The organism is Pseudomonas sp. m6p (assembly GCF_055760375.1).
Genome location: NZ_CM147084.1, coordinates 6096594 through 6120145 on the forward strand (window position 1 = coordinate 6096594; position 23552 = coordinate 6120145).

A 23552-nucleotide genomic window follows, 5' to 3' on the forward strand; every position below is an offset into this window, starting at 1 on the left:
AATTCCCCGCCAATGCGATATTGATAGTTAGCAAACTAACAGTGTGCATTTTCCCGTGCCGAATTCCCTCGACGCTCTCCAGATGAACATCAGCAGTGCCATGGTGGTGGCCGCCAGGCATTGGCGGAAGATCTGCCAGACCACGCTGGTCAACTATGGAATCTCCGAAGCCTGCGCCGTGCCGTTGTTGATGATCGGGCGGTTGGGCGAGGGCGTGCGTCAGGTGCAAGTGGCGCAGGCGGCCGGGATGGAAAGTCCGTCGCTGGTACGCCTGCTCGACCAGTTGTGCCACGCCGGCTATGTCTGCCGCACCGAAGATGCGCAGGATCGCCGGGCCAAGTGCCTGAGCCTGACCGACACCGGCCGTGAACTGGTGCAAGCGGTGGAAAGTGAACTGGTACGTCTGCGTCATGAAGTGCTCGAAGGCATCGACCAGAGTGATCTGGAGGCTACGCTTCGAGTACTGCGAGCTTTTGAGGCGGCGAATCCGCCTGTGGTGATCAATTCTTGAACGGTTTTTTCTCCGGCATTCCTCCGGCCCGCGACTGGTTCTACGGGGTCCGCACCTTTGCAGCGTCGATGATCGCGCTGTACATCGCCTTGCTCATGCAAATGCCGCGTCCGTATTGGGCGATGGCCACGGTGTACATCGTCTCCAGCCCGTTTCTCGGCCCGACCAGTTCCAAGGCGCTGTACCGCGCCATCGGCACCTTTCTCGGGGCGGCGGCGGCGGTGCTGTTCGTGCCGATGTTCGTGCAGAGTCCATATGTGCTGGTGGTGGTGATTGCCTTGTGGACGGGGATTTTGCTGTTCCTGTCGCTGCATCTGCGCACCGCCAATAACTACGCGCTGATGCTGGCCGGTTACACATTGCCGCTGATTGCCTTGCCGACCGTGGATAATCCGCTGGCGGTGTGGGACGTGGCGGAAGCGCGCACCGAAGAGATTTTTCTCGGCATCGCCGTGGCGGCGGTGGTCGGCGCGATGTTCTGGCCGCGGCGTCTGGCGCCGGTGTTCAACGACGCGGTGGGTAAATGGTTCGCCGACGCCACCACCTACAGCCTGAAGTTTCTCAGTCGCGACGTGCAGCCTGAACAGATCGCCACGCTGCGCATGGCCATGGTCGCCAATTTCAACAGCCTCGAATTGATGATCGGCCAGTTGCCCCACGAAGGCGCTCGACCGCAAACCGTGCGCAACACCAAGGAACTGCGCGGGCGGATGATCCACCTGCTGCCGGTGATCGACGCGCTGGAAGATTCGCTCTACGCGCTTGAACGGCGCACACCGGAACTGGTGGAAAAGTTTGCCCCGCTGTTGACCGCGACCCAGCAATGGCTCGGCCATAACGACGCTGATCTGGCGCGTTGGCAGGCGCTCAAGGATCAACTCCAGGCCCTGCAGCCAAACTGCGAGGCCTTGGAAGATCGCAAGCAATTGCTGTTCTCCAACGCGATTTATCGCCTCGGCGAATTCATCGATCTGTGGCAGGACTGCCGCAGTTTGCAGGACGCGATTCTCTGCGAGCGCCAGGATAGCTGGCGTGCGGTTTACCGGCACTGGCGCCTCGGGCGGCTGACGCCGTTTCTCGACCGCGGGATGATGCTGTATTCGGTGGCCTCGACCATTCTGGCGATCATCGTCGCCTCGGTGCTGTGGATCCTGCTGGGTTGGCCGGACGGCGGCAGTGCGGTGATTCTGGCAGCGGTGGCGTGCAGTTTCTTCGCCTCGATGGACGACCCGGCGCCGCAGATCTACCGGTTCTTTTTCTGGACCGGGATGTCGGTACTGTTCGCCAGTCTCTATCTGTTCCTGATTCTGCCGAACCTGCACGATTTCCCGATGCTGGTACTGGCGTTTGCGGTTCCGTTCATTTGCGTCGGCACCCTGACGGTGCAGCCGCGTTTCTACCTCGGCATGCTCCTGACGCTGGTCAACACCTCGTCGTTCATCAGCATTCAGGGCGCGTATGACGCGGACTTTTTCGCCTTTGTGAACTCCAACCTGGCCGGCCCGATGGGTTTGCTGTTCGCGTTCATCTGGACCCTGATCGCCCGCCCGTTTGGCGTCGAGCTGGCCGCCAAACGTCTGACCCGTTTCAGCTGGAAGGACATCGTGCACATGACCGAGCCGGCCAACCTTGCCGAACATCGGCAGTTGGGCGTGCAGTTGCTCGACCGTCTGATGCAGCACTTGCCGCGTCTGGCCATGACCGGCCAGGACACCGGGATTGCCATGCGTGAAGTGCGCGTCGGCCTCAACCTGCTCGATCTGCTGGCCTACACCCCGCGGGTGGAAGGCGCGCCGAATGCCCTGCTGCAACAAGTGGTGGCCGAGGTCGGTGAGTATTTTCGCGCTTGCCTCAAGGCCGGCGAACGCTTGCCGGCACCGAGTCCCTTATTGATGACCATGGATCGCGCCCGCCGCGCCCTCAAAGGCCACGGCGACGAAGAAACCCGGCTAAACCTGTTGCATGCCCTGAGCGGTTTGCGTCTGGCGCTGTTGCCCGGCGTGGAATTTGTCAGCACCGGCGATGCCGAAGAACCGCTGCCCGATGGAGCGCCCCTATGATTGGTGATCTGGATATCAGCGGCATTTTCCTGCCGACCCTGCTGGTGTTGATGGGCATCACCTATGTGTTGTTTGTGCTGGTGCATGGCGTGCTCACGCGCCTGCACTTTTACCGTCTGGTCTGGCACCGGGCATTGTTCAACGTGGCCCTCTACGCCGTGATGCTGTACGGCGTGGACTCACTCAGTCGATACCTGATGACATGAAAAAACCGTTTCTGACTATCGGTCGCGTGGTCCTGACCCTGCTGATCGTGACTTTCGCCGTCGTCCTCGTCTGGCGCATGGTGATGTATTACATGTTTGCGCCGTGGACCCGTGACGGCCACATTCGCGCTGACATTATTCAGATCGCCCCGGACGTGTCCGGGCTGATCCAGCAGGTCGAGGTCAAGGACAACCAGTTGATCAAACGCGGCCAGGTGCTGTTCAGCATCGACCAGGACCGCTTCAAACTGGCCCTGCGTCAGGCTAGAGCGGCGGTCGCCGATCGCGAAGAAACCCTGGCCCAGGCGCAGCGTGAAGCCAAGCGTAACCGTGGTCTGGGTAATCTGGTGCCGGCCGAACAGCTGGAAGAAAGCCAGTCGAAAGTTGCCCGCGCGCAATCGGCGCTGGCCGAAGCGCTGGTGACGGTGGACAGCGCGCAGCTCAATCTGGATCGCTCGGTGATCCGCAGCCCGGTGGACGGTTACGTCAACGACCGTGCGCCGCGTGTGCAGGAATTCGTCACAGCCGGGCGTCCGGTGTTGTCGGTGGTCGACAGCAACTCTTTCCATATCGACGGCTACTTCGAAGAAACCAAACTCGATGGCATTCATGTCGGGCAGTCGGTGGATATCCGTGTGATCGGCGACAAGGCCAGGCTGCGCGGGCATGTCGAAAGCATCGTCGCCGGTATCGAAGACCGCGACCGCACCAGCGGCAACAACCTGCTGCCGAACGTCAACCCGGCGTTCAGCTGGGTGCGCCTGGCACAACGGATTCCAGTGCGCATCGCCTTTGACGAGGTGCCGGAAGACTTCCGCATGATCGCCGGGCGGACCGCGACCGTGTCGATCATCGACGACAAAACGCAGGAGCCCGCGCAATGAACAGGGCCCTGTTGATCGCCGGGTTGGGCCTGATGCTCTCGGCCTGTCAGATGGTCGGGCCGGACTATCACCTGCCCGCTGACGCGGCGGTGCAGCGCAAGGATTTTCAGGGCGAACTGGCGGTGGACGGCAAACCAGTGGTGTCGGCGCCGGTGCCGGCGGACTGGTGGCGGCTGTATCAAGACCCGCGTCTGGATCAACTGGTACAGCAAGCCATGGCTTCCAATACGGATTTGCGCGTGGCGGCGGCCAACCTGTCGCGGGCGCGGGCTCAGGTCGATGAAGCGGAAGCGGCCGGCGGCTGGAGCGGCGGCGTGAAGATGGGCGCGCAGCGCTTGCAGGAATCCGGACAAGCATTCCTGCTGCCGGAAAAAGTCCCGGTGGCCAACGTCGCTGACATCGGTATCAGCGCGTCTTACCAGTTCGATCTGTGGGGCACGCTGCAACGCGGCATCGAAGCGGCGAAAGCCAACGCCGATGCCACGCAAGCGGCGGCCGACACCGCGCGCATCACCCTGGTGGCGGACGTGGTCCGTGCCTACACCCAAGTGTGCGCCGCCAACGAAGAACGGGAAATCGCTCAGCATTCCCTCGACCTGCAATCGCAGAGCACCACGCTGATCCAGCGCTTGCGCGATGCCGGGCGTGGTGACGAGACCCAGGTCACTCGTTCGCAAACCCAATTCAAATCCTTGCGGGCTGACCTGCCGCGCTACGAAGCGGCGCGTCAGGCCGGATTGTTCCGCCTGTCGATGCTGCTGGCCAAACCGCTCGACCAGTTGCCTGCCGGCACCGCGACCTGTGCCGAACTGCCGAAAATCGCCCAACAGTTGCCGGTGGGCGACGGTGCGGCGCTGCTCAAGCGTCGTCCCGATGTGCGGCAAGCCGAGCGTCGTCTGGCCGCCGCGACCGCCGGCATCGGCATTGCAACCGGTGAGCTGTACCCGGACATCAGCATCGGCGCGACCATCGGCACCGTCGGCATCGTTTCCGATCTTGGCGATCCATCGACCAACCGCTGGGGCTTTGGCCCGTCGCTGAGCTGGAAGGTGCCGACCAACGGCGCCCGCGCACGGATCCGTGAGGCCGAAGCCAACACTCAGGGCGCACTGGCGCATTTTGACGGCGTGGTACTCAACGCCATCCGCGAAACCCAGACCGGTCTGGCCCAGTACAGCGCACTGCTGCAGCGTCGCGATGCCTTGGCCGATGCCGAGCAGTCGGCGAAACTGGCGGCGGACCAGACCCACCGCTTCTTCCAGGCCGGGCGCGAGTCGTTCCTCGCCGACCTGCAGGCGACCCGCACTTACACCGACGTCACTGCGCAACTGGCCGCCGCCAACACCCAGGTTGCCATGAGCCAGATCGATTTGTTCCTCGCCCTCGGTGGTGGTTGGGAAAGCGGACGAACGCAAGCCTCAAGCACCAGCAAACCCTGAAGCCGTTGCTATGCTTTGAAGTGTTGAAAGGGTGCCCCGTGCAACGCACCCTTTCAGCGCACATTGCTAGCGCTGGTCTAGGGGAAACCAATAATGAAAAACCCTTACGCTCTCGGCTTCTGGTGCGCCCTGGTAGCGCTGGTGCTGCTATCGGCCACCTATTTCTACGGCATCATGCTGGCCCATCAGATCGACAAGGCCATGGTCTTCCTCGACAGCGCCACGGCGTTGATCGCGGTGATGGCCATCGTCGTCGTGGCGTGGGCCTCGGTCCAGGTGCAGCGGGTCAAGAAACGCCAGTTGGAACAGGGCAAGACCCTGGTGCTGATCTGGGACACCAAAGTCGCCCTGCGCCGGGTCGAAACCGTGTTTGATCGCTACTTCTGGGGCAGCTACTGGCAACCGGGACGCACCTTCGCCGAAGTCATGGGCGAACTGACCGGCACCCCGCTGGAAAAAAGCCTCGAAGCCCTGAAAAAACAGTGCCTGGAACTCGACAAGCAGATTGCCGATGAAGGCTGGCACTGGCTCAACAATGCCCGCGAACTGTCGGATGTCGCCACGGCCATGGCCCGGGAGCGCTATCAGCTGGATTTCTGCGATCCCCGGGCCGATGGGCCGGGCGGGGCGGTGATTGATCGCGACTTTGAAGTGCTGGTGTATACCTGGACGGCGCGGTTGAAGAGCTTTGATCATCAGCTCGATGAGATCGAGGTTCAGTATTCCTGATCTTCTGGGAGTCCTCTGGCCCCATCGCTGGCAAGCCAGCTCCCACAGTTTTTGTGGTGTTCTCGGATTTTGTGAACACAACCAGTCCTGTGGGAGCTGGCTTGCCAGCGATAGCGTCCTCAACAACACTGCAACTCTCCCCGCCTGTCAGCTGTCCACACTCCCCATAGACACTCTTTAACCTTTAAACATTGGGCCGCCTCGCGCTGCCAGTGCTAATCTCCACCGCTAATTTCAGCGGAGTCGAGCCGCGACCCGGTCACGGGTTCAGGGAAGACGACCACACTTTCAGCCACGGACATTGATCAGGTCATTCATGAATAAATCAGCAGGCGTGCTTCTCGGGATTGTTGTTGCCATCGGTGCGATCAGCGCCGGCGGGGCCTGGTATACCGGGACCAAGATTGAAGGCGTACTGAACAACGCCGTCAGCAACGCCAACAAAGAGCTGCAGACCGCGATGGCCGGCTCCAATGGCAGCGCGTCGCTGGAGCTGGTGTCGCTGGAGCGCCACACCTTCACCAGCACCGCGCACTACCGCCTCAAGGGCGAAGGCGAGATGTTCGGTGACCAGCCGGTCGAGCTGCTGTTCGTCGATCACATCGAACACGGCCCGCTGCCGTTCTCGCGCCTGGTGTCGCTGAAGTGGCTGCCGGTCATGGCCACCAGCAATTACGAGCTGGAAAAGAGCCCGGCCACCGAAAAATGGTTTGCCGCCACCAAGGGCGCCGCGCCGCTCAAAGGTGTGACCAACCTCGGCTACGACGAATCCACCACCAGCAGCCTCGAGTTGCTACCGCTGGAAACCGCGCTGGACGAGCAGTCGAGCCTGAAATTCTCCGGCCTGACCATGAACATCTCCGCCAGTGCCCAGGCGCAGAAGGTCAAGGCTGACGGCTACATGGACAGCCTGAAACTGGTCACCGTGTCGCAGGATCAGGCACCGGTGCAGGTCGAACTCAACGGTCTGACCCTGGCCAGCAACCTTACCAAGAGCAGCTACGGCTACTACACCGGGGAAAACACCCTGGAGCTGACCAACAGCAAAACCACTTTCGGTCCCAAGCAGTCGGTACTCGGCGTGAAGAACTTCGAAATGAAGAACCTCACCGAAGAGAGCGGCAGCAATGCCTCGGGCCGCGCTGACTACAAGGTGGGTGAAGTCACCCTCAACGACAAGAAAATCGGTTCGGCCAACATGGCCATGAGCCTGAAGAACCTCGACATCCCGTCGACCATGTCGCTGATGCAGATCTACCAGACCAAATTGCAGCCGTACGAGAAGGAAGCGGCGGCCGCTGCCGAAGCCGGCCTGCCGGCACCGGAGCTGAACCTGACCGAAGCCGAGTCGGCACAGGTCAAGGCTGACCTGCAGAAACTGCTGGCCGCCAGTCCACAGATCGCGCTGGAAAACCTGTCGCTGAAAACCGCCAACGGTGAAAGTCGCGCCAGTCTGGTGATTGATCTGACCAAACCGCAATCGATGGATCTGCCGCCGGATCAACTGGGCAAGCAATTGATCGCGCTGCTGGACCTGAATATTCAGGTGTCCAAGCCGATGCTGATCGACCTGCTCAGCGTGCAGGCGCAGCTCGACGGTCAGACTGACGCCAAAGCCATCGTCGATCAGGCCAGCGCCGGTGCCGACATGTTCTCCGGCATGGCAGTCGGTTCGCAATTGGCGACCGTCGACGGCACCAATGTCGTGACCAAGCTGCATTACGCCGCCAACCAGGTGGAATTCAACGGCCAGAAAATGACCGTCGAGCAGTTCGTCGGCTTCCTGATGAGCAAGTTCGCTGGCGTCACGCAAGTGCAGTAATCCTGCGCTCTAAATAGCAACGCCCGGCCTCTGGATTCGCGGACGCCGGGCGTTTTGCTGTCTGGCGTTCGGGTTTTGCACTGAACCGGCGGCACGATTCTGAACAATTATTGTGTTCTGAATATTCGACTACGCTTGCATGCAAGACTGCCTGACTAAGCTTGGCTGGGTCTTTATTGGCTCAGCCTCCGTTACGAATGGGCAAGGGGGGCATTGCGACCCGGCTGGCCATGTAAGGATGCTGACGAATGCCGCGTATTGATGTGCCTGTTCTACATCGTGGTTTACGCCCGTTGTTTCGTGTTGCGCTGTGCAGCCAGTTGCTCTGGCCGGCACTGGCGTTTGCCGATACGCCCTATGATCAGATGGTGCGTGATGCCCGTGCCGGGCAGACCACGCCTGCGCTGAACGTGCTGCGCCAGGTGCCACCGGGGCAGTCGACCACTGGCCAGATCAGCGATCACCTGCAGATCGCCAGTTGGGCCGGCCTCGATGCCGAAGTGGTGCAGGTCTATGAAACCCAGGGCCGTGACCGGGTGCTGCCGGTGCAGGCACTGACCGCCACCGCACGGGCCTATCGCAACCTCAAGCGTTGGGATCAGGCGACTCAGGTCTACAACAAGGCGCTGGCGCTGGAGCCGGACAACGCTGACCTGCAATTGGGGCTGGCCCTGACTCAGGCTGACGCGGGCAAACCCGACGAAGCCGTGACCCGCGCCAAGGCGCTGGTCGCCGCCAAACCCGACGATCCTTCGCGCCGCCTCGCACTGGGCTATGCCCTGACCCGCGCCGGCAAGCAGTACGACGCGTTGTTTGAATACGATCAAGCGTTTATCCGTGCCGGCAGCAAGCCGGAAGTCGCCCGCGAATACGTGGTCGCCCTGCAAAAGGCGCGGCTGCCGGAACCGGCGCTGCGTCTGGCCAATCAACGTCCGGGGCTGATCGACCCGGTCACCTTGCGTCGACTCGAAGGTGATCTGGCCGCCGAACGCGTGCGTCTGGCCGAACTCGCCACCCGCAGTGAAAAAGAACGCTACGTGATCGCCGACCGCGCGCTGGCCGATTACGACAAACTGCTCGCCACCTGGACCCCGGATGCCAGCGCCCATGATGACGTGATTCGCTGGCGCATCGACCGCATGGGCGCACTCAAGGCCCGGGCGCGCACCGCAGACGTGATCAATGAATACCAGAAGCTGCAAAGCGAAGGCGTGAAGATTCCGACCTACGCCTTGCGCTGGGTGGCGGCGTCGTATCTGGATCAGCGCCAGCCAGAAGTCTCTACCGACCTGTATCGCCAGGTGCTGTCGGCCCCGGACGCCGATGTCGGTGATCGCCTCGAAGACACCACCGCGTTGTACTACTCGTTGCTGGAAAGCGACCGCGCCGATGAAGCGCGCAAAGTCGCCGAGGATCTGGCCAAGGCCCAGAAACCGCGCGTCGAACTCAAGGGCTTGCCGATCGGCAACCCCAATGATGAGTGGATGGACGCCCAGCAACTCGCGGCGCAGGCCGGCACCTACGGCTCCGACCTGCCGCACGGCGAAGAGCGCCTGCAGACACTGGTCGATCAGGCCCCGGGCAACATCGGCCTGCGCCTGGCGCAGGCCGATCTGTACCTGGCTCGGCAATGGCCACGCCGCGCGGAAAATCAGCTCAAGGAAACCGAGAGCATGGTCCCGCGCGACATGGGCCTGGAACTGGCTCAGGCGCGCACCGCGATGACCCTGCAGGAATGGCGGCAAATGGATGCGCTGACCGATGACGTGGTCGCGCGTTTTCCCGACAACCGTCAGGTGCAACGAGCGGCCCGCGAGCGCGAAGTGCACGACATGTCCGAACTGCGCGTCGAAGCCTATGGCGGCAAGGCCAACGGAGGCGGCGGCAGTGGTGCGGGCGCGGTCAGTGGCAGCCGCGATTTCGGCATCCAGAGCACTCTGTACAGCCCGCCGATCGATGAAGACTGGCGGGTGTTCGTCGGCGCCGGTTATGCCACCGGCGACTTCGCCGAAGGCACGGGCACCGACCGCTTCCAGCGTGTCGGTCTGGAGCGCCGTACCCGCGACATGAGCCTGGAAGCCGAGGTCTCCAACCACGATTACGGTTACGGCGCCAAGCAGGGCGCGCGCATCGCGATTGCCCGCGACATCAACGATCACTGGCAGTACGGCGGCAGCTTCGCCTATCTGTCGGCCGAGACGCCGTTGCGGGCGCTCAACAGCGACATCAAGGCCAACGGCGGCAACGCGTTCATTCGCTGGCGCGCCAACGAAAGTCGCGAGTGGCGGCTGTCGGTCAGCCCGTCGCACTTCAGCGACGGCAACAACCGCGTCGAAGCCTTGCTCACCGGGCGCGAGGGCGTCTACAGCGCGCCGAACGTGCAGGTCGATGCCGGTCTGGAAGTCGGTACCAGTCACAACTCCAAGTCCGAGGATGTGCCGTACTTCAACCCGAAGGCGGACTTCAGCGTGATGCCGACGGTCAACGTCAACCATGTGCTCTACCACCGTTACGAAACCTCGTGGAGCCAGCAGTTTCAGGCCGGGGCGGGCACCTACAGCCAGCGTGACCACGGCACCGGCGGCATGGCGATGCTCGGCTACGGCCAGCGTTATGCCTGGAACGACGTGTTCGAGGTGGGCGGTTTGTTCAGTGTGATCAACCGGCCCTACGACGGTGATCGGGAGACCGATCTGCGTCTGCTCGTCGACCTCACTTTCCGCTTCTAGAAGAGTTTGAAGATGCCTTTGATGACGCGTTTCATCCTTCTGCTGGGAGTGCTGCTGATCAGCGCCTGCGCCCAGCAAGCCCCGGCCTTCGCGCCACCGTCGCAACGTCCGGTGGCGGCCAATGAAAAACCCTGGCCGAAAAACCATGTGCTGGGCATTGCCTATCACGATATCGAAGACCGCGACCCCGATCAGGCGGTGGTGGCGGTGCGCACCGAGCGCATGATCGAGCAGCTCGCGTGGCTGCGGGAGAACGGCTACCAACCGGTCACCGTCGATCAGATCATGGCGGCGCGCAAGGGCGGCCCGGAACTGCCGGCCAAAGCGATCCTGCTCAGCTTCGACGATGGTTATTCAAGCTTCTACACCCGCGTGCTGCCGGTGCTGCGCGCCTACAACTGGCACGCTCTGCTGGCGCCGGTCGGCGTGTGGATCGACACGCCGCTCAATCAACCGGTGGATTTTGCCGGCGCCCCCCGCGCACGTTCGGACTTTCTGACCTGGGATCAGGTGCGGGAAATCTCGCAGTCAGGGCTGGTGGAAATCGCCGCGCACACCGACGCCAGCCACAAAGGCATCCTCGCCAACCCGCAAGGCAACATGCAGCCGGCGGCGGCCACCCGACGCTACGATCCGCTCACCAAGCGCTATGAGTCCGAAGAGCAGTTCCGCGCTCGAATCAGCAATGACGTGGCGACCATCTCGGAAAAAATCCGCAAAGTCACCGGCAAGAAACCGCGCATCTGGGTATGGCCGTACGGCACGGCGGACGGCACTTCGCTAACAGTGGTCGGCGAGCAGGGCTACGAAATGGCCCTGACCCTGGACGACGGTCTCGACGCCCTCGACAACCTGATGAGCAGTCCGCGCTTCCTGGTGGCCTCGGATCCTGACGGCGAGCATTTCGCCAACAGCATCGTCGGCGTGCAATCGGATTTCGCCATGCGTGTGGTGCACGTTGATCTGGACAACGTTTACGACCCAGACCCGGGGCAACAGGAAATCAACCTCGGCAAGCTGATCCAGCGCATGGCCGACATGGGTGCCAACACCGTGTTCCTGCAGGCTTTCGCCGATCCGAAGGGCGACGGACTGGTGCACTCGCTGTACTTCCCCAACCGTCACCTGCCGGTGCGCGCCGACATCTTCGATCGCGTTGCCTGGCAACTGCGCACTCGGGCGCACGTGAAAGTCTTCGCGTGGATGCCGGTGCTGAGTTTCGGCCTCGATGCGAAGCTGCCGCGTGTTACGCGCTGGGATCCGAAGACCGGCAGCACCTCGGTCGATCCGGGCCAGTATCAGCGCCTGTCGCCGTTCGATCCGCAAGTACGGCGGATCATCGGTGAAATCTACGAAGACGTGGCGCGCCTGACGTCGGTGGATGGCATTCTGTACCACGACGACGCGGTGCTCTCGGACTTCGAAGACGCCAGCCCCGAGGCCCTGAAGGCGTATGCCGCGCACGGCTTGCCGGGGTCCATTGCGGCGCTTCGCGATGATCCGGCTGCGATGCAGCGCTGGACGCGGTTCAAGAGCAAATACCTGATCGACTTCACCAATGAGCTGACCGCTAAGGTCCGCGCGATCCGTGGCCCGCAGGTGCTGACCGCACGCAACATCTTCGCCGAGCCGGTACTCAATCCTGAGAGCGAAGCCTGGTTTGCGCAGAACCTCGACGACTTCCTCGTGACCTACGACTGGACGGCGCCGATGGCCATGCCGCTGATGGAAAAACAGACCCAGGCGCAATCCGGCCCGTGGCTTGAAGAGCTGGTGGCGAAGATCAAACAGCGCCCCGGTGCACTGGATCGCACGGTGTTCGAGCTGCAGGCCCGCGACTGGACGAAAAAGGATCAGGCCGACATCGACGGTGCGCAACTGGCGGACTGGATGGGCCGGCTCAAGCGTCAGGGGGCGACCAGTTTCGGTTACTACCCGGACAACTTCCTCGACAACCTGCCGGACCTGAAAACCGTAAGGCCTGCGCTCTCCAACAAATGGAACCCATGACATGCTGGATAGACTGTTAGCCCTGCTTGTTCTGGCGCTCGTCCTCGGCGTGCCGCTGGGGTTGATCTTCCTGGTCACCGGGCAGTTCCTGATGGACTTCGTGTTCTTCTACCCGTTGTTCATGTCCGGCCTGTGGATCGCCGGTGGCCTGTATTTCTGGCTGCACTGGGAGCGTCACTGGCCATGGCAGGACGACACGCTGCCGCCGCCACTGGAAGGCGAGCCACTGATCTCGATCCTGATCCCTTGCTACAACGAAGGCGAAAACGCCGCCGATACCATTCACGCGGCGCTGGCCCAGCATTACCCGAACATCGAAGTCATCGCGATCAACGACGGTTCCAAGGACAACACCGCCGAAGTGCTCGACCGGCTCGCCCAGGAAGACCCACGCCTGCGGGTGCTGCATCTGGCGGAAAACCAGGGCAAGGCCGTGGCCCTGCGCATGGGCGCCATTGCCGCGCGCAGCGAATATCTGGTGTGCATCGACGGTGACGCGCTGCTGGCACCGAACACGGCGGCCTATCTGGTGGCGCCGATGCTCGACAACGCGCGCCTCGGCGCAGTGACCGGCAACCCGCGTATCCGTACACGTTCGACATTGGTCGGGCGGGTGCAGGTCGGCGAGTTCTCGTCGATCATCGGTCTGATCAAGCGCACGCAACGGGTGTTCGGGCGGATCTTCACCGTGTCCGGGGTGATCGTCGCGTTCCGCCGTACCGCGTTGAACCGGGTCGGCTACTGGAGCCCGGACATGATCACCGAAGACATCGACATCAGCTGGAAGCTGCAACTCGATCACTGGAGCATCTTTTACGAGCCGCGCGCGCTGTGCTGGATCCTGATGCCGGAAACCCTGCGTGGTCTGTGGAAGCAGCGCCTGCGCTGGGCCCAGGGCGGTGCCGAGGTGCTGTTCAAGAACATTCGCGGCATCTGGCAGTACCGCCATCGTTACCTGTGGCCGCTGCTGTTCGAGTATTGCCTTTCGACTGGTTGGGCCTTCACCTTTCTGCTGTCGGTAATTTTCTGGGCCGTTGGCAAGTTCGTCGTCATGCCGGAGTCGATTGCCGTGCATCACCTGATGCCCCCGGCGTTCACTGGATTGCTGCTGGCCTTCGTCTGTCTGGTGCAGTTCGCCGTCAGCATCATTATCGACCGGCGCTATGAGCCGGGTCTGGGCCGAACCATGTTCTGGGTGGTCTGGTATCCGATCGCTTTCTGGCTGGTCAGTCTGCTCACCACCTTGGTCAGCTTCCCCAAGGTCTTGTTTGGCCAACATCAGAAGCGTGCGCGCTGGGTCAGTCCTGATCGGGGCATCAAACCGGTCGGCGACGACGAAGAGGAGGTCATCAAATGAAAATCATCCGGACCCGCCAGCGACCGTTCCTGGTCGTGATCGACGTGATTCTCACCGTGCTGGCCTGGGTCGGCCTGCTGTTCCTGCTGATACGCGGGCTGTGGCCGCTGATCGAAACCCACGCCGGTGGGCCACGCATCGACAACTCGGCATTCGAGGCCCTGGGTACGTTGCAGATCTACCTGTGGGTGGCGCTGGTCAACGCGGTGATCCTGATTGGTTGGGCGCGTTATCAACAGCGCAAAAGCCGAAGCTTCGCCCAGCGTCGATTACCGGCGCCGGTGGTCGATGATGAAGGGCTGAGCAAGAGCTTCCGCCTGTGCGATGAGCGCTTGCAGAAACTGCGCACGCCGGGGGTGATGACCATCCACAACGATCAGGAAGGTGACATCAGCCATGTGGTGCTGAACTTTCGGCCGCTGGAACCGGCGGAATTGCCGCCACCGCTGGCGCCGCTGGAGCATCCGCGGGTGATCTTTCTGCACGCCGAGGATGACGATAATCGCGACCCGGTAAATCGCCCCACCTGAAAGATGCCCCCCTGTAGGAGCTGCCGAAGGCTGCGATCTTTTGATCTTTAAAATCAAGATCAAAAGATCGCAGCCTTCGGCAGCTCCAACATTGTTCAGCATTCAGCATTCAGCATTCAGCATTCAGCATTCAGCATTCAGCATTCAGCATTCAGCATTCAGTAGCGAATCAGCTCCCAAGCTTCCTCCATCGCCAGTGGTTGTTTCATCCGCTCCGCGAGCATCGCCATGGCCCGCTCCTCCTCGCAGGCAACCGCGGCGACCACCACGCCGTTGTGGCCGAACAGGCCGATGAACGGCGGATGCTCGGGTTCGCCCTTGAACTCGATTTCATCCCACTGACTGGCGTGGCCCAGGTAGTCGTAGTTCCTGCCGAAGTGCCAGGTCCAGAAAAACGGCACATCCAGATAATGCTCATCGGCGCCCAACATGTTGGCGGCAGCGATGCGTGCGTGCTGCTGGGCCAGGCGCCAGTGCTCGATGCGTTGCGGCTGGCCGCTCAGGGGGAACGTGGCGATATCGCCAATTGCCCACAGCCCGTCGCAAACACGCAGGCCGGCGTCGACTCGCAGTGACTGGTCTTTCTCCCTCGGCAGCGACGCAAAAGCCTCGGTGGCCGGATGCACGCCGACCCCCGCCAGCACCAGATCCGCCGAGACGCGCAAACCGTTGTCCAGCAGCACCGCTTCGACTTTGCCGTCGCCAATGATTTCCCGGACTTCGTGATCGGTGATGAATTTCACCCCGTGTTGTTCATGCAGCGCACGGATCGCTTTACCCACGGTTGTGCCGAATTGCGCGGCAAACGGAATGGCGTGGCGGGCGCTGACCGTTACGTCGAGCCCGAGCTGGCGCAGGGCCGAGGCGCATTCCAGGGCGATAAAGCTGTCGCCGATGATCAGCGCCCGCTGTTCGGGTTTGGCCGTGCGCATGATCTGTTCAGCCTGGGCTTTCGAACGCAGGACGAACACCTGCGGCAGATCAGCGCCGGGCAGTTGCAGCGGATTGGGCTCGCCGCCGGTGGCGAGTACCGCGGCGTCGTAACCATGGGTCTGGCCATCCTTCAAATGCAGGGTTTTCGTTGTTGCGTCGAGGGCCGAAATTTCGCCTTGCCGGCGTTCGATGCGCTGCTCCTTATAAAAGCTTTCATCGCGCAGCGGCGGGGTTTCCTGCGCCGACATTTCGCCGGCGAGGACAAATTTGCTCAGCACCGTGCGGTCGTAACCGGCTTCCGCTTCGCGGTCGAGCATGATGATCCGGCCACCGAAACCTTTCTCCCGCAGTGCCGCCGCACATGCCGTGCCCGCTGCACCTGCGCCGACAATCACGAAGGTGCGCGAATCATCGGCCGGCGGCGTGTGCCCATCCGGTAGCGGTTGATCATCGACCCAGACCTCATCGCCACGTAACTCCAGCGGATAACGCTTGAGGCTGTCGAGGGCCGGCGGCTCGCACAGCGCACCGTCTTCGACACGAAACGCGGCTTTGTGCCACGGGCAGATCAGGCGTCCGTTGCACAACGCGCCGTCAGCCAATGGCGCGCCGGCGTGTGGGCATTCGCCCTGAAACGCGCGCAGTTGGCCGTTAGCGCGCAACAGGACAATCTTGCGCTCGCCGATTTCGACTTGCAGGCCACGGTCTTCGGGGACATCGGCGACACGGGCGACACGGTGCAGGCTCATTGTCGTGCTCCTGACAGGCATTTCTCTTACGAGTTTGCGCCGCAGTGCGAGGTTCAGCCAATTGCCACTGCCACGGCACGAACGGTACGGCTATAGTTTGCAGGCCGACGAAGGCCCAACTGCACAAGGTACTCCCGGAATGACCCGATTGACCTCTCTCAACCCTTGGCTGGCGGCCGTTGCCGTCGCCCTTTGCGTGCAGTTTCCGGCGCAGGCGGCCGAGCGCTTTACCCTCGATATCCCCGGTGTCTCGGACAATCGCCTGTTCACCTCGGCCGCCGCGAGCGATGCGGCCGGTTGCGGTGGCAAGAACCAGTCCCCGGCACTGGCCTGGAACGCCGGGCCTGCCGGCACCCAGAGCTACGCGATCGTCATGCACGACCCGGACGGCCAGAAAGGGGCTGGCGTCGATCACTGGATTCATTACGGCATCAAAGCCACCACCCGGCAGATCCCGGCCGGTGTCGGCGCCAAATCCAGTCTCGAAGGCGTAGGCGGCACCAACAGCAAAGGCACCACCCATTACATCGGGCCATGCCCACCGGTTGGCGACAGCGCACACCACTACATCATTCAGATCTACGCCCTGGATCTGGCTCCGGATGCCTTGCCCGCCGGCCTGACCCGCGCCGAGCTGATGGACAAGATCAAAGGCCACGTACTGCGTAACAGCAGCGTGGTGCGGCGTTATCACCGCTAAAAAATTTTTTTGGCGGGGTTTAACCCGATCTGAAGGGGCTGCCCGTCTCAGTGGATGAATGGATCACTTTCATCCCGAGGTCAGCCCCCATGTCCCGCTCCCTGCCTTTTCTGCGACCCGTTGCTGTCGGTATATTGTTGACCGTCGCCGGTTGCGGCGTGTCTTCCAATCCCGAATCGGCTGTTGTCCCGGCGCCGGCCCAGCCACAGGCGTCGATTCAGCATGAAGCGCTCAGCGTCGATGGCGCCATGGCCAAGCGCAGTGCGCGACCGGCGCCAATGGCGAGTTTCGCGGCGATGCCGGCCCCGGAAAGTTATCCACAAGGCTATCGCGACGAGCAGCGCGAGCAATATCAGGCGCTGGCCGATAATCCGATCCATAGCGTGGCCGAATCTCCGGTCTCGACCTTCAGCGCCGACGTCGATACCGGTGCCTACGCTAACGTCCGGCGTCTGCTCAATCAGGGACGCCTGCCTCCGGAAGGTGCGGTGCGGCTGGAAGAGATGGTCAATTACTTTCCCTACAACTATGCGCTGCCCAGCGATGGCTCGCCCTTCGGCGTGACTACCGAACTGGCCGCCACCCCGTGGAATCCGCACACGCGCCTGCTGCGCATCGGCATCAAGGCCTCCGACCGGGCCGTGGCGGAACTGGCCCCGGCCAATCTGGTGTTTCTGGTGGACGTGTCCGGTTCGATGGATCGCCGCGAAGGCCTGCCGCTGGTCAAAAGCACGCTGAAACTGTTGGTTGATCAGTTGCGCGAGCAGGATCGGGTGTCGCTGGTGGTGTATGCCGGCGAATCCCGGGTGGTGCTGGAGCCAACGTCTGGCCGGGAAAAAGCCAAAATTCGCACAGCCATCGAGCAATTGACCGCTGGCGGCTCAACTGCAGGTGCGTCGGGCATCGAACTGGCCTATCAAATGGCGCAGCAGGCATTTCTCCCCAAAGGCATCAACCGCATCCTGCTGGCCACTGATGGTGACTTCAACGTCGGCATCAGCGACTTCGACAGCCTCAAGCAAATGGCTGTGGATAAACGCAAAACCGGGATTTCCCTGACCACCCTGGGTTTCGGTGTGGATAACTACAATGAACACTTGATGGAACAGTTGGCCGACGCTGGCGACGGCAACTACGCCTATATCGATAACCTGCGCGAGGCGCGCAAGGTGTTGGTGGATCAGCTCGGTTCGACCCTTGCCGTGGTGGCGAAAAACGTCAAATTGCAGGTGGAGTTCAACCCGGCGCAGGTCAGTGAATATCGCCTGCTCGGCTACGAAAACCGTGCGCTAAAGCGTGAGGATTTCAGCAACGACAAGGTCGATGCCGGTGAAGTTGGCGCAGGACACACGGTGACCGCGCTGTATGAAATTGTTCCGGCAGGTGAGCAGGGCTGGCTGGAACCGCTGCGCTACGGTAAATCGCAAGCGGCGGTTTCGGCGAAAAACGGGGAATTGGCGATGCTGCGTGTCCGTTATCAACAGCCAGAAGGTGGGACAAGTCTGCTGATCGAGCGGCCGATTGCCAATCAGCTCGCACCGGCCAGTGAGGATCTGCGTTTCGCGGCGGCAGTGGCAGCGTTCTCCCAGCAGCTCAAGGACGCTCGCTACACCGGCGACTTCAGCCTGAAAGACACCGAGGCACTGGCCCGTGGCGCTCGCGGCGATGACCGTTTCGGTCTGCGCAACGAGTTCGTACAACTGGTGGAACTGGCGCAAAGCCTGCGCAGCTCAACCGCATCGAATGCGATGCCCACTGAGCGACGGATTGAATAGTGAGTCGTCTGAAAGGCTTCATCAGTCAGCTGTTTGCTTCACCAGACAGCCCGGCCGCCAGCAGCGATGAAACGCTGCTGGCGCGTTATCGCGAAGGCGACGGCGCGGCGTTCGAGATTTTGTACGGCCGTCATCGGCAAAGTCTGTATCGCTTTCTGCTCGGGTTGAGCGGCAAACCGGAACTGGCTGACGAGGTGTTTCAAGACACTTGGCTGAGCCTGATCCGCAGCACCAGTCAGCCACAAGGACGGGCGACGTTTCGTACGTGGCTGTTCCAGATTGCGCGCAATCGGCTGATTGATCACTGGCGTAAACACGGCGCATATCAGCCGCTGCACGACAGTTACGACGAACAGCTGCACGCGGTCGGTGACGAGACCCACGATCCCGAGCAACTGCTGAAGCTCAGCCGCGACAGCCAGCGCCTGGAAAGCGCCCTGCAAACCCTGCCCGCCGAGCAGCGCGAAGTGTTTCTGCTGCGCGCCCACGGTGACCTCGACCTGGCGCAAATCGCCAGCCTCACCGAAACATCGCTGGAAACCGTCAAGAGCCGCTTGCGCTACGCCCAGCAAAAACTGCGTCGGCTGCTGGCCGAGGAGGTACTGACATGACTGACGCCCGCCAGACACCCGAAGAGCAACTGCTCAAACATTATCGCGAGCAACACACCGGCGAGCCGTCAGAACAGCTCGATGCGCTGATTCTCGCCGCTGCGCGCCGCGCAGCTCCGGCGCCCAAGCCCAGCCTGTGGCAACGCTGGCTGCAGGCCTGCCAGAAACCGCGCTGGCAGGTCGCATTCGCCAGCCTGGTCGGTGTGGCACTGATGCTGTCGCTGGTGCAACGTGCGCCCGAGCCGCCAGCGCAATTCGACTTCACCCCGGCCGCCAAACCGGCTGCGCCAATGGCACGCAAGCAAGCAGCGGAAGCGCAGTCACTGGCCGCCCCGCCCGCTGCGGCCATGCCCGCACCGGCACCGATGATGGAAATGGCCGAGCCGATGCAAAGCGACGCGATCAGCGCCGACGAAGCCAGACTCAGCAAACGCGCCGCCGCCCCGGCCAACGGCCTGGATGAGCAACTGCGCGAAGTCCTGCGCCTGCGCGAGGCCGGCCAGTCGCAAGCCGCGGATGCGCTGTACAACAATCTGCACAAACGCTACCCCGAGGTGAACCTCGACCTGCGACTTGAGCGCATACGCCAGAACTGACCGCTTGTTCACCCAGCCATTTGGCATTGCCCGGCAAAAACGCGCACTATCGAGCCATGGCTGAAGCGCTGGAGAACAAAGTGGCAGCAAAAATCGACCGCATCGCCCAACTCCTCAACTGCCCGCAGAAGGGCGAGGAGATGCGGCGCGCGATTACCGAGGCGCGCAAGGAGTTCCTGCTGAACCAGTCGGAAGATGACGTCGTGGAAGAAGACGAGGTTTTTGAGGAGGCTGGGGAAGAGGAGGAAGATGACGATTACGATGAGTTTGACTGGACGACGGAGTGACCGTCGTTGCATCAAACACCGCGCCCACAAAAAAGCCCCGGACCATCACAGTCCGGGGCTTTTCGTTTCAATTCATGGCGCACCAGGCGGGATTCGAACCCACGACCCCTGCCTTCGGAGGGCAGTACTCTATCCAGCTGAGCTACTGGTGCAGCGGGCGACATCATACCTAGGTCGGCTCGGGGCGTCCATGCCGGGTTTTGGCGGGTTTTGTCAGTGCGCGTGTCGGTGGAAACGCTGCATTCCTTAAAGCTGTAACGTCCTGCAAAACCCTCGCTTGGCGCTTTTTCCCGGCTGATCTATGGTTTGGCTGCGGCCGGGGCTTTTTGCGCGTTGATCTGAAAAATCCAGCAAACGCAGGGTTTTTGTTCTTTTTTTCGAACGACCTATTGTCCTTTAACCCCTTTGCTCCTACGATCCGTTTGAGATTTCAAACGCTCTTTGACGGGGTGTGGAAGCGCAGGTGCGGTGAATAACGCACGATCACTGCGCCTCACCCGGTCGATGATTTCCCTGACGGCAGCCTTGCGAGGCGCCTTTCTACAATCATAATTTTGCTCCGCGCAGGCCGCGGTGCTGTTAAGGAAAGCCGACATGCAGCTTAAAGATACCCAGTTGTTCCGCCAGCAAGCCTTCATTGATGGCGCTTGGGTCGATGCGGACAACGGTCAGACGATCAAGGTCAACAACCCGGCCACCGGCGAAATTCTCGGCACCGTGCCGAAGATGGGCGCCGCCGAAACCCGCCGTGCCATCGAAGCCGCTGACAAAGCGCTGCCGGCCTGGCGTGCACTGACCGCCAAAGAGCGTGCCGGAAAGCTGCGTCGCTGGTTCGAACTGATGATCGAGAACCAGGACGACCTCGCGCGCCTGATGACTCTTGAGCAGGGCAAGCCGCTGGCCGAAGCCAAGGGCGAAATCGTTTACGCCGCGTCGTTCATCGAGTGGTTCGCCGAAGAAGCCAAGCGCATTTACGGTGATGTGATTCCGGGCCACCAGCCGGACAAGCGCCTGATCGTGATCAAGCAACCAATTGGCGTGACCGCCGCGATCACCCCGTGGAACTTCCCGGCGGCGATGATCACCCGTAAGGCCGGCCCTGCGCTGGCTGCTGGTTGCACCATGGTGCTCAAGCCGGCTTCGCAAACCCCATTCTCCGCCTTCGCCCTGGCTGAACTGGCGCAGCGCGCCGGCATCCCTAAAGGCGTGTTCAGCGTGGTCTCCGGCAGCGCTGGCGACATCGGCAGCGAGCTGACCAGCAACCCGATCGTGCGCAAGCTGTCCTTCACCGGCTCGACCGAAATCGGCCGTCAGCTGATGTCCGAATGCGCCAAGGACATCAAGAAAGTCTCGCTGGAACTGGGCGGCAACGCGCCGTTCATCGTGTTCGACGACGCGGACCTGGATAAGGCCGTCGAAGGCGCGATCATTTCCAAATACCGCAACAATGGCCAGACCTGCGTCTGCGCCAACCGTCTGTACATTCAGGATTCGGTCTACGACGCGTTCGCCGAGAAGCTGAAAGTGGCGGTGGCCAAGCTGAAGATCGGCAACGGTCTGGAAGAAGGCACCACCACTGGCCCGCTGATCGACGAAAAAGCCGTGGCCAAGGTGCAAGAGCACATCGCTGACGCCGTGGCCAAAGGCGCCACCGTGCTGGCCGGTGGCAAGCCGATGGAAGGCAACTTCTTCGAGCCGACCATCCTGACCAACGTGCCGAAAGACGCGGCTGTGGCCAAGGAAGAAACCTTCGGCCCGCTGGCGCCGCTGTTCCGCTTCAAAGACGAAGCCGAAGTGATCGCGATGTCCAACGACACCGAGTTCGGTCTGGCGTCGTACTTCTACGCTCGTGACCTCGGTCGTGTGTTCCGTGTGGCTGAAGCGCTGGAATATGGCATGGTCGGCGTCAACACCGGGTTGATCTCCAACGAAGTCGCGCCGTTCGGCGGCATCAAGGCGTCGGGCCTGGGCCGTGAAGGCTCCAAGTACGGCATCGAGGATTACCTGGAAATCAAATACCTCTGCCTGGGCATCTAAGCCGGGAAAGGGATCGCTGCAAACGCAAAGGGCACGAGAGCGCTGTCCCTTTGCGTCGTTTCAAACCGGAATTTTCTCTGCGGCCAGGAACGCCGTGGCAGTCGATCATCGCATGCTGCCACCGCCGATTCCTCCCGCTTTATCCTTGAACCACGCCGCCCGATGAGCGGTGAATGAGGACTGTAATGAGCAAGACTAACGCTGAACTGATGGCCCGTCGTACCGCAGCTGTTCCACGTGGTGTTGGCCAGATTCACCCGATCTTCGCCGAATCGGCGAAGAACGCTACCGTGACTGACGTTGAAGGTCGTGAGTTCATCGACTTCGCCGGCGGTATCGCGGTACTGAACACCGGCCACGTGCACCCGAAAATCATCGCCGCGGTGACCGAACAGCTGAACAAGCTGACCCACACCTGTTTCCAGGTGCTGGCCTACGAACCGTACGTAGAGCTGTGTGAAAAGATCAACGCCAAGGTGCCTGGTGATTTCGCCAAGAAAACCCTGCTGGTGACCACCGGTTCCGAAGCCGTGGAAAACGCCGTGAAGATCGCCCGTGCCGCCACTGGCCGTGCCGGCGTGATCGCCTTCACCGGTGCCTACCACGGTCGCACCATGATGACCCTGGGCCTGACCGGTAAGGTCGTGCCTTACTCGGCCGGCATGGGCCTGATGCCAGGCGGCATCTTCCGCGCGCTGTACCCGAACGAGCTGCACGGTGTGAGCATCGACGATTCGATCGCGTCCATCGAACGCATCTTCAAGAACGACGCCGAGCCGAAAGACATCGCCGCGATCATCATCGAGCCGGTGCAGGGTGAAGGTGGTTTCTACGTCGCGCCGAAAGAGTTCATGAAGCGTCTGCGCGCCCTGTGCGACCAGCACGGCATCCTGCTGATCGCTGACGAAGTGCAGACCGGCGCTGGCCGTACCGGCACCTTCTTCGCCATGGAACAGATGGGCGTTGCTGCCGACCTGACCACTTTCGCCAAATCCATCGCTGGCGGCTTCCCGCTGGCCGGTGTCTGCGGCAAGGCCGAATACATGGACGCCATCGCTCCAGGCGGCCTGGGCGGCACCTACGCCGGTAGCCCGATCGCTTGCGCTGCGGCCCTGGCCGTGATGGAAGTGTTCGAAGAAGAGCACCTGCTGGACCGTTGCAAGGCTGTCGGCGAGCGTCTGGTCACCGGCCTGAAGGCCATCCAGGCCAAATACCCGGCAGTGATCGGCGAAGTGCGTGCGCTGGGCGCGATGATCGCGATCGAGCTGTTCGAAAACGGCGACAGCCACAAGCCGAACGCTGCCGCAGTGGCATCGGTGGTGGCCAAGGCACGTGACAAGGGGCTGATCCTGCTGTCTTGCGGCACCTACGGCAACGTGCTGCGCGTTCTCGTACCGCTGACCTCGCCGGACGAGCAACTGGACAAAGGCCTGGCGATCATCGAAGAGTGCTTCTCGGAGCTGTAATGCCGGGCACTGTGTGATCGGATCGAGAAAAAACCCGCTTCGGCGGGTTTTTTTATGCCTCAGAAACCCTTTTGCGCTGTATCGAAGGGCCAGCATTGGCTAAGGTTCAGGCATTGCAAGG

General features: G+C 61.9%; 19 protein-coding genes and 1 tRNA gene. 18 read left to right on the plus strand and 2 right to left on the minus strand.

From position 1 onward, the window contains the following. Positions 1-82 precede the first annotated feature (82 nt). From ACYZUM_RS27840 to pgaD, 11 genes are all read left to right on the plus strand, one after another. The gene (locus ACYZUM_RS27840; RefSeq protein WP_047290742.1) at positions 83-511 is read left to right on the plus strand and encodes a MarR family winged helix-turn-helix transcriptional regulator; all 429 of its coding nucleotides are present in this window, start codon (positions 83-85) and stop codon (positions 509-511) included. Then, a complete protein-coding gene (locus ACYZUM_RS27845; RefSeq protein WP_108181318.1) occupies positions 508-2571 on the plus strand; it encodes an FUSC family protein in 2064 nt (687 codons plus the stop codon). The genes ACYZUM_RS27840 and ACYZUM_RS27845 overlap by 4 nt, the downstream gene beginning before the upstream one ends. Continuing rightward, positions 2568-2777 (plus strand): DUF1656 domain-containing protein, encoded by a 210-nt coding sequence (locus ACYZUM_RS27850; protein WP_007957657.1) that lies wholly within the window; start codon positions 2568-2570, stop codon positions 2775-2777. Before ACYZUM_RS27845 ends, ACYZUM_RS27850 begins: the two co-directional genes overlap by 4 nt. Then, positions 2774-3661 (plus strand): efflux RND transporter periplasmic adaptor subunit, encoded by an 888-nt coding sequence (locus ACYZUM_RS27855; protein WP_108181319.1) that lies wholly within the window; start codon positions 2774-2776, stop codon positions 3659-3661. Before ACYZUM_RS27850 ends, ACYZUM_RS27855 begins: the two co-directional genes overlap by 4 nt. After that, positions 3658-5100, plus strand: coding sequence for an efflux transporter outer membrane subunit (locus ACYZUM_RS27860; RefSeq protein ID WP_108181320.1), 1443 nt, complete (start codon positions 3658-3660; stop codon positions 5098-5100). The genes ACYZUM_RS27855 and ACYZUM_RS27860 overlap by 4 nt, the downstream gene beginning before the upstream one ends. 93 nt (positions 5101-5193) lie before the next feature. Then, a complete protein-coding gene (locus tag ACYZUM_RS27865; protein ID WP_047290746.1) occupies positions 5194-5829 on the plus strand; it encodes a hypothetical protein in 636 nt (211 codons plus the stop codon). Positions 5830-6145: 316 nt separating this feature from the next. Continuing rightward, the gene (locus ACYZUM_RS27870) at positions 6146-7651 is read left to right on the plus strand and encodes a YdgA family protein (protein ID WP_108181321.1); all 1506 of its coding nucleotides are present in this window, start codon (positions 6146-6148) and stop codon (positions 7649-7651) included. A gap of 248 nt (positions 7652-7899) precedes the next feature. Then, complete coding sequence (gene pgaA, locus ACYZUM_RS27875) at positions 7900-10380, plus strand: poly-beta-1,6 N-acetyl-D-glucosamine export porin PgaA (protein WP_142580076.1); 2481 nt, start codon at positions 7900-7902, stop codon at positions 10378-10380. Between the two features lie 12 nt (positions 10381-10392). Further along, positions 10393-12390 (plus strand): poly-beta-1,6-N-acetyl-D-glucosamine N-deacetylase PgaB, encoded by a 1998-nt coding sequence (pgaB, locus tag ACYZUM_RS27880; protein ID WP_108181322.1) that lies wholly within the window; start codon positions 10393-10395, stop codon positions 12388-12390. Between the two features lies 1 nt (position 12391). Beyond that, positions 12392-13747: a poly-beta-1,6-N-acetyl-D-glucosamine synthase gene (gene pgaC, locus ACYZUM_RS27885; RefSeq protein ID WP_083367373.1), complete on the plus strand. Its 1356-nt coding sequence runs from the start codon at positions 12392-12394 to the stop codon at positions 13745-13747. Continuing rightward, positions 13744-14277 (plus strand): poly-beta-1,6-N-acetyl-D-glucosamine biosynthesis protein PgaD, encoded by a 534-nt coding sequence (gene pgaD, locus ACYZUM_RS27890; protein ID WP_047290751.1) that lies wholly within the window; start codon positions 13744-13746, stop codon positions 14275-14277. The genes pgaC and pgaD overlap by 4 nt, the downstream gene beginning before the upstream one ends. 158 nt (positions 14278-14435) lie before the next feature. Here pgaD and ACYZUM_RS27895 read toward each other — a convergent pair whose 3' ends face one another. After that, on the minus strand, positions 14436-15959 hold the full coding sequence (locus ACYZUM_RS27895; protein ID WP_108181323.1) for an FAD-dependent oxidoreductase: 1524 nt from the start codon (positions 15957-15959) through the stop codon (positions 14436-14438). A 139-nt stretch (positions 15960-16098) separates the two neighbouring features. Here ACYZUM_RS27895 and ACYZUM_RS27900 point away from each other — a divergent pair, with 139 nt between their 5' ends. The 5 genes from ACYZUM_RS27900 to ACYZUM_RS27920 all read left to right on the plus strand — a co-directional run bounded on the left by ACYZUM_RS27900 (position 16099) and on the right by ACYZUM_RS27920 (position 19928). Further along, the gene (locus tag ACYZUM_RS27900) at positions 16099-16659 is read left to right on the plus strand and encodes a YbhB/YbcL family Raf kinase inhibitor-like protein (RefSeq protein ID WP_041071019.1); all 561 of its coding nucleotides are present in this window, start codon (positions 16099-16101) and stop codon (positions 16657-16659) included. A gap of 89 nt (positions 16660-16748) precedes the next feature. Beyond that, positions 16749-18434 (plus strand): vWA domain-containing protein, encoded by a 1686-nt coding sequence (locus tag ACYZUM_RS27905; protein ID WP_108181324.1) that lies wholly within the window; start codon positions 16749-16751, stop codon positions 18432-18434. A 29-nt stretch (positions 18435-18463) separates the two neighbouring features. Further along, the gene (locus ACYZUM_RS27910; protein WP_262947783.1) at positions 18464-19045 is read left to right on the plus strand and encodes an RNA polymerase sigma factor; all 582 of its coding nucleotides are present in this window, start codon (positions 18464-18466) and stop codon (positions 19043-19045) included. Beyond that, positions 19042-19641 (plus strand): hypothetical protein, encoded by a 600-nt coding sequence (locus ACYZUM_RS27915; RefSeq protein ID WP_108181326.1) that lies wholly within the window; start codon positions 19042-19044, stop codon positions 19639-19641. Before ACYZUM_RS27910 ends, ACYZUM_RS27915 begins: the two co-directional genes overlap by 4 nt. Before the next feature lie 56 nt (positions 19642-19697). Beyond that, positions 19698-19928 carry a hypothetical protein gene (locus ACYZUM_RS27920; RefSeq protein ID WP_174377072.1) on the plus strand — a complete coding sequence of 77 codons (231 nt, stop codon included), beginning with the start codon at positions 19698-19700 and terminating at the stop codon, positions 19926-19928. 75 nt (positions 19929-20003) lie between these two features. On the opposite strand, the gene ACYZUM_RS27925 is transcribed toward ACYZUM_RS27920, so the two are convergent. After that, a tRNA-Arg gene (locus ACYZUM_RS27925) sits at positions 20004-20080 on the minus strand. Between the two features lie 442 nt (positions 20081-20522). On the opposite strand from ACYZUM_RS27925, the gene gabD reads away from it, so the two are divergent. Next, a complete protein-coding gene (gabD, locus tag ACYZUM_RS27930; RefSeq protein WP_007963502.1) occupies positions 20523-21965 on the plus strand; it encodes an NADP-dependent succinate-semialdehyde dehydrogenase in 1443 nt (480 codons plus the stop codon). Between the two features lie 185 nt (positions 21966-22150). Next, positions 22151-23431 carry a 4-aminobutyrate--2-oxoglutarate transaminase gene (gabT, locus tag ACYZUM_RS27935; protein ID WP_108181327.1) on the plus strand — a complete coding sequence of 427 codons (1281 nt, stop codon included), beginning with the start codon at positions 22151-22153 and terminating at the stop codon, positions 23429-23431. Positions 23432-23552 lie beyond the last annotated feature (121 nt).

What these genes read in the sequence shown, in the direction of transcription:
- ACYZUM_RS27840 (WP_047290742.1), top strand. Translation starts at nt 83, where the DNA reads ATGAACATCAGCAGTGCCATGGTGGTGGCCGCCAGGCATTGGCGGAAG.
- ACYZUM_RS27850 (WP_007957657.1), top strand. Translation starts at nt 2,568, where the DNA reads ATGATTGGTGATCTGGATATCAGCGGCATTTTCCTGCCGACCCTGCTG.
- ACYZUM_RS27855 (WP_108181319.1), top strand. Translation starts at nt 2,774, where the DNA reads ATGAAAAAACCGTTTCTGACTATCGGTCGCGTGGTCCTGACCCTGCTG.
- ACYZUM_RS27860 (WP_108181320.1), top strand. Translation starts at nt 3,658, where the DNA reads ATGAACAGGGCCCTGTTGATCGCCGGGTTGGGCCTGATGCTCTCGGCC.
- ACYZUM_RS27865 (WP_047290746.1), top strand. Translation starts at nt 5,194, where the DNA reads ATGAAAAACCCTTACGCTCTCGGCTTCTGGTGCGCCCTGGTAGCGCTG.
- ACYZUM_RS27870 (WP_108181321.1), top strand. Translation starts at nt 6,146, where the DNA reads ATGAATAAATCAGCAGGCGTGCTTCTCGGGATTGTTGTTGCCATCGGT.
- pgaA (WP_142580076.1), top strand. Translation starts at nt 7,900, where the DNA reads ATGCCGCGTATTGATGTGCCTGTTCTACATCGTGGTTTACGCCCGTTG.
- pgaB (WP_108181322.1), top strand. Translation starts at nt 10,393, where the DNA reads ATGCCTTTGATGACGCGTTTCATCCTTCTGCTGGGAGTGCTGCTGATC.
- pgaC (WP_083367373.1), top strand. Translation starts at nt 12,392, where the DNA reads ATGCTGGATAGACTGTTAGCCCTGCTTGTTCTGGCGCTCGTCCTCGGC.
- pgaD (WP_047290751.1), top strand. Translation starts at nt 13,744, where the DNA reads ATGAAAATCATCCGGACCCGCCAGCGACCGTTCCTGGTCGTGATCGAC.
- ACYZUM_RS27895 (WP_108181323.1), bottom strand. Translation starts at nt 15,959, where the DNA reads ATGAGCCTGCACCGTGTCGCCCGTGTCGCCGATGTCCCCGAAGACCGT.
- ACYZUM_RS27900 (WP_041071019.1), top strand. Translation starts at nt 16,099, where the DNA reads ATGACCCGATTGACCTCTCTCAACCCTTGGCTGGCGGCCGTTGCCGTC.
- ACYZUM_RS27905 (WP_108181324.1), top strand. Translation starts at nt 16,749, where the DNA reads ATGTCCCGCTCCCTGCCTTTTCTGCGACCCGTTGCTGTCGGTATATTG.
- ACYZUM_RS27915 (WP_108181326.1), top strand. Translation starts at nt 19,042, where the DNA reads ATGACTGACGCCCGCCAGACACCCGAAGAGCAACTGCTCAAACATTAT.
- ACYZUM_RS27920 (WP_174377072.1), top strand. Translation starts at nt 19,698, where the DNA reads ATGGCTGAAGCGCTGGAGAACAAAGTGGCAGCAAAAATCGACCGCATC.
- gabD (WP_007963502.1), top strand. Translation starts at nt 20,523, where the DNA reads ATGCAGCTTAAAGATACCCAGTTGTTCCGCCAGCAAGCCTTCATTGAT.
- gabT (WP_108181327.1), top strand. Translation starts at nt 22,151, where the DNA reads ATGAGCAAGACTAACGCTGAACTGATGGCCCGTCGTACCGCAGCTGTT.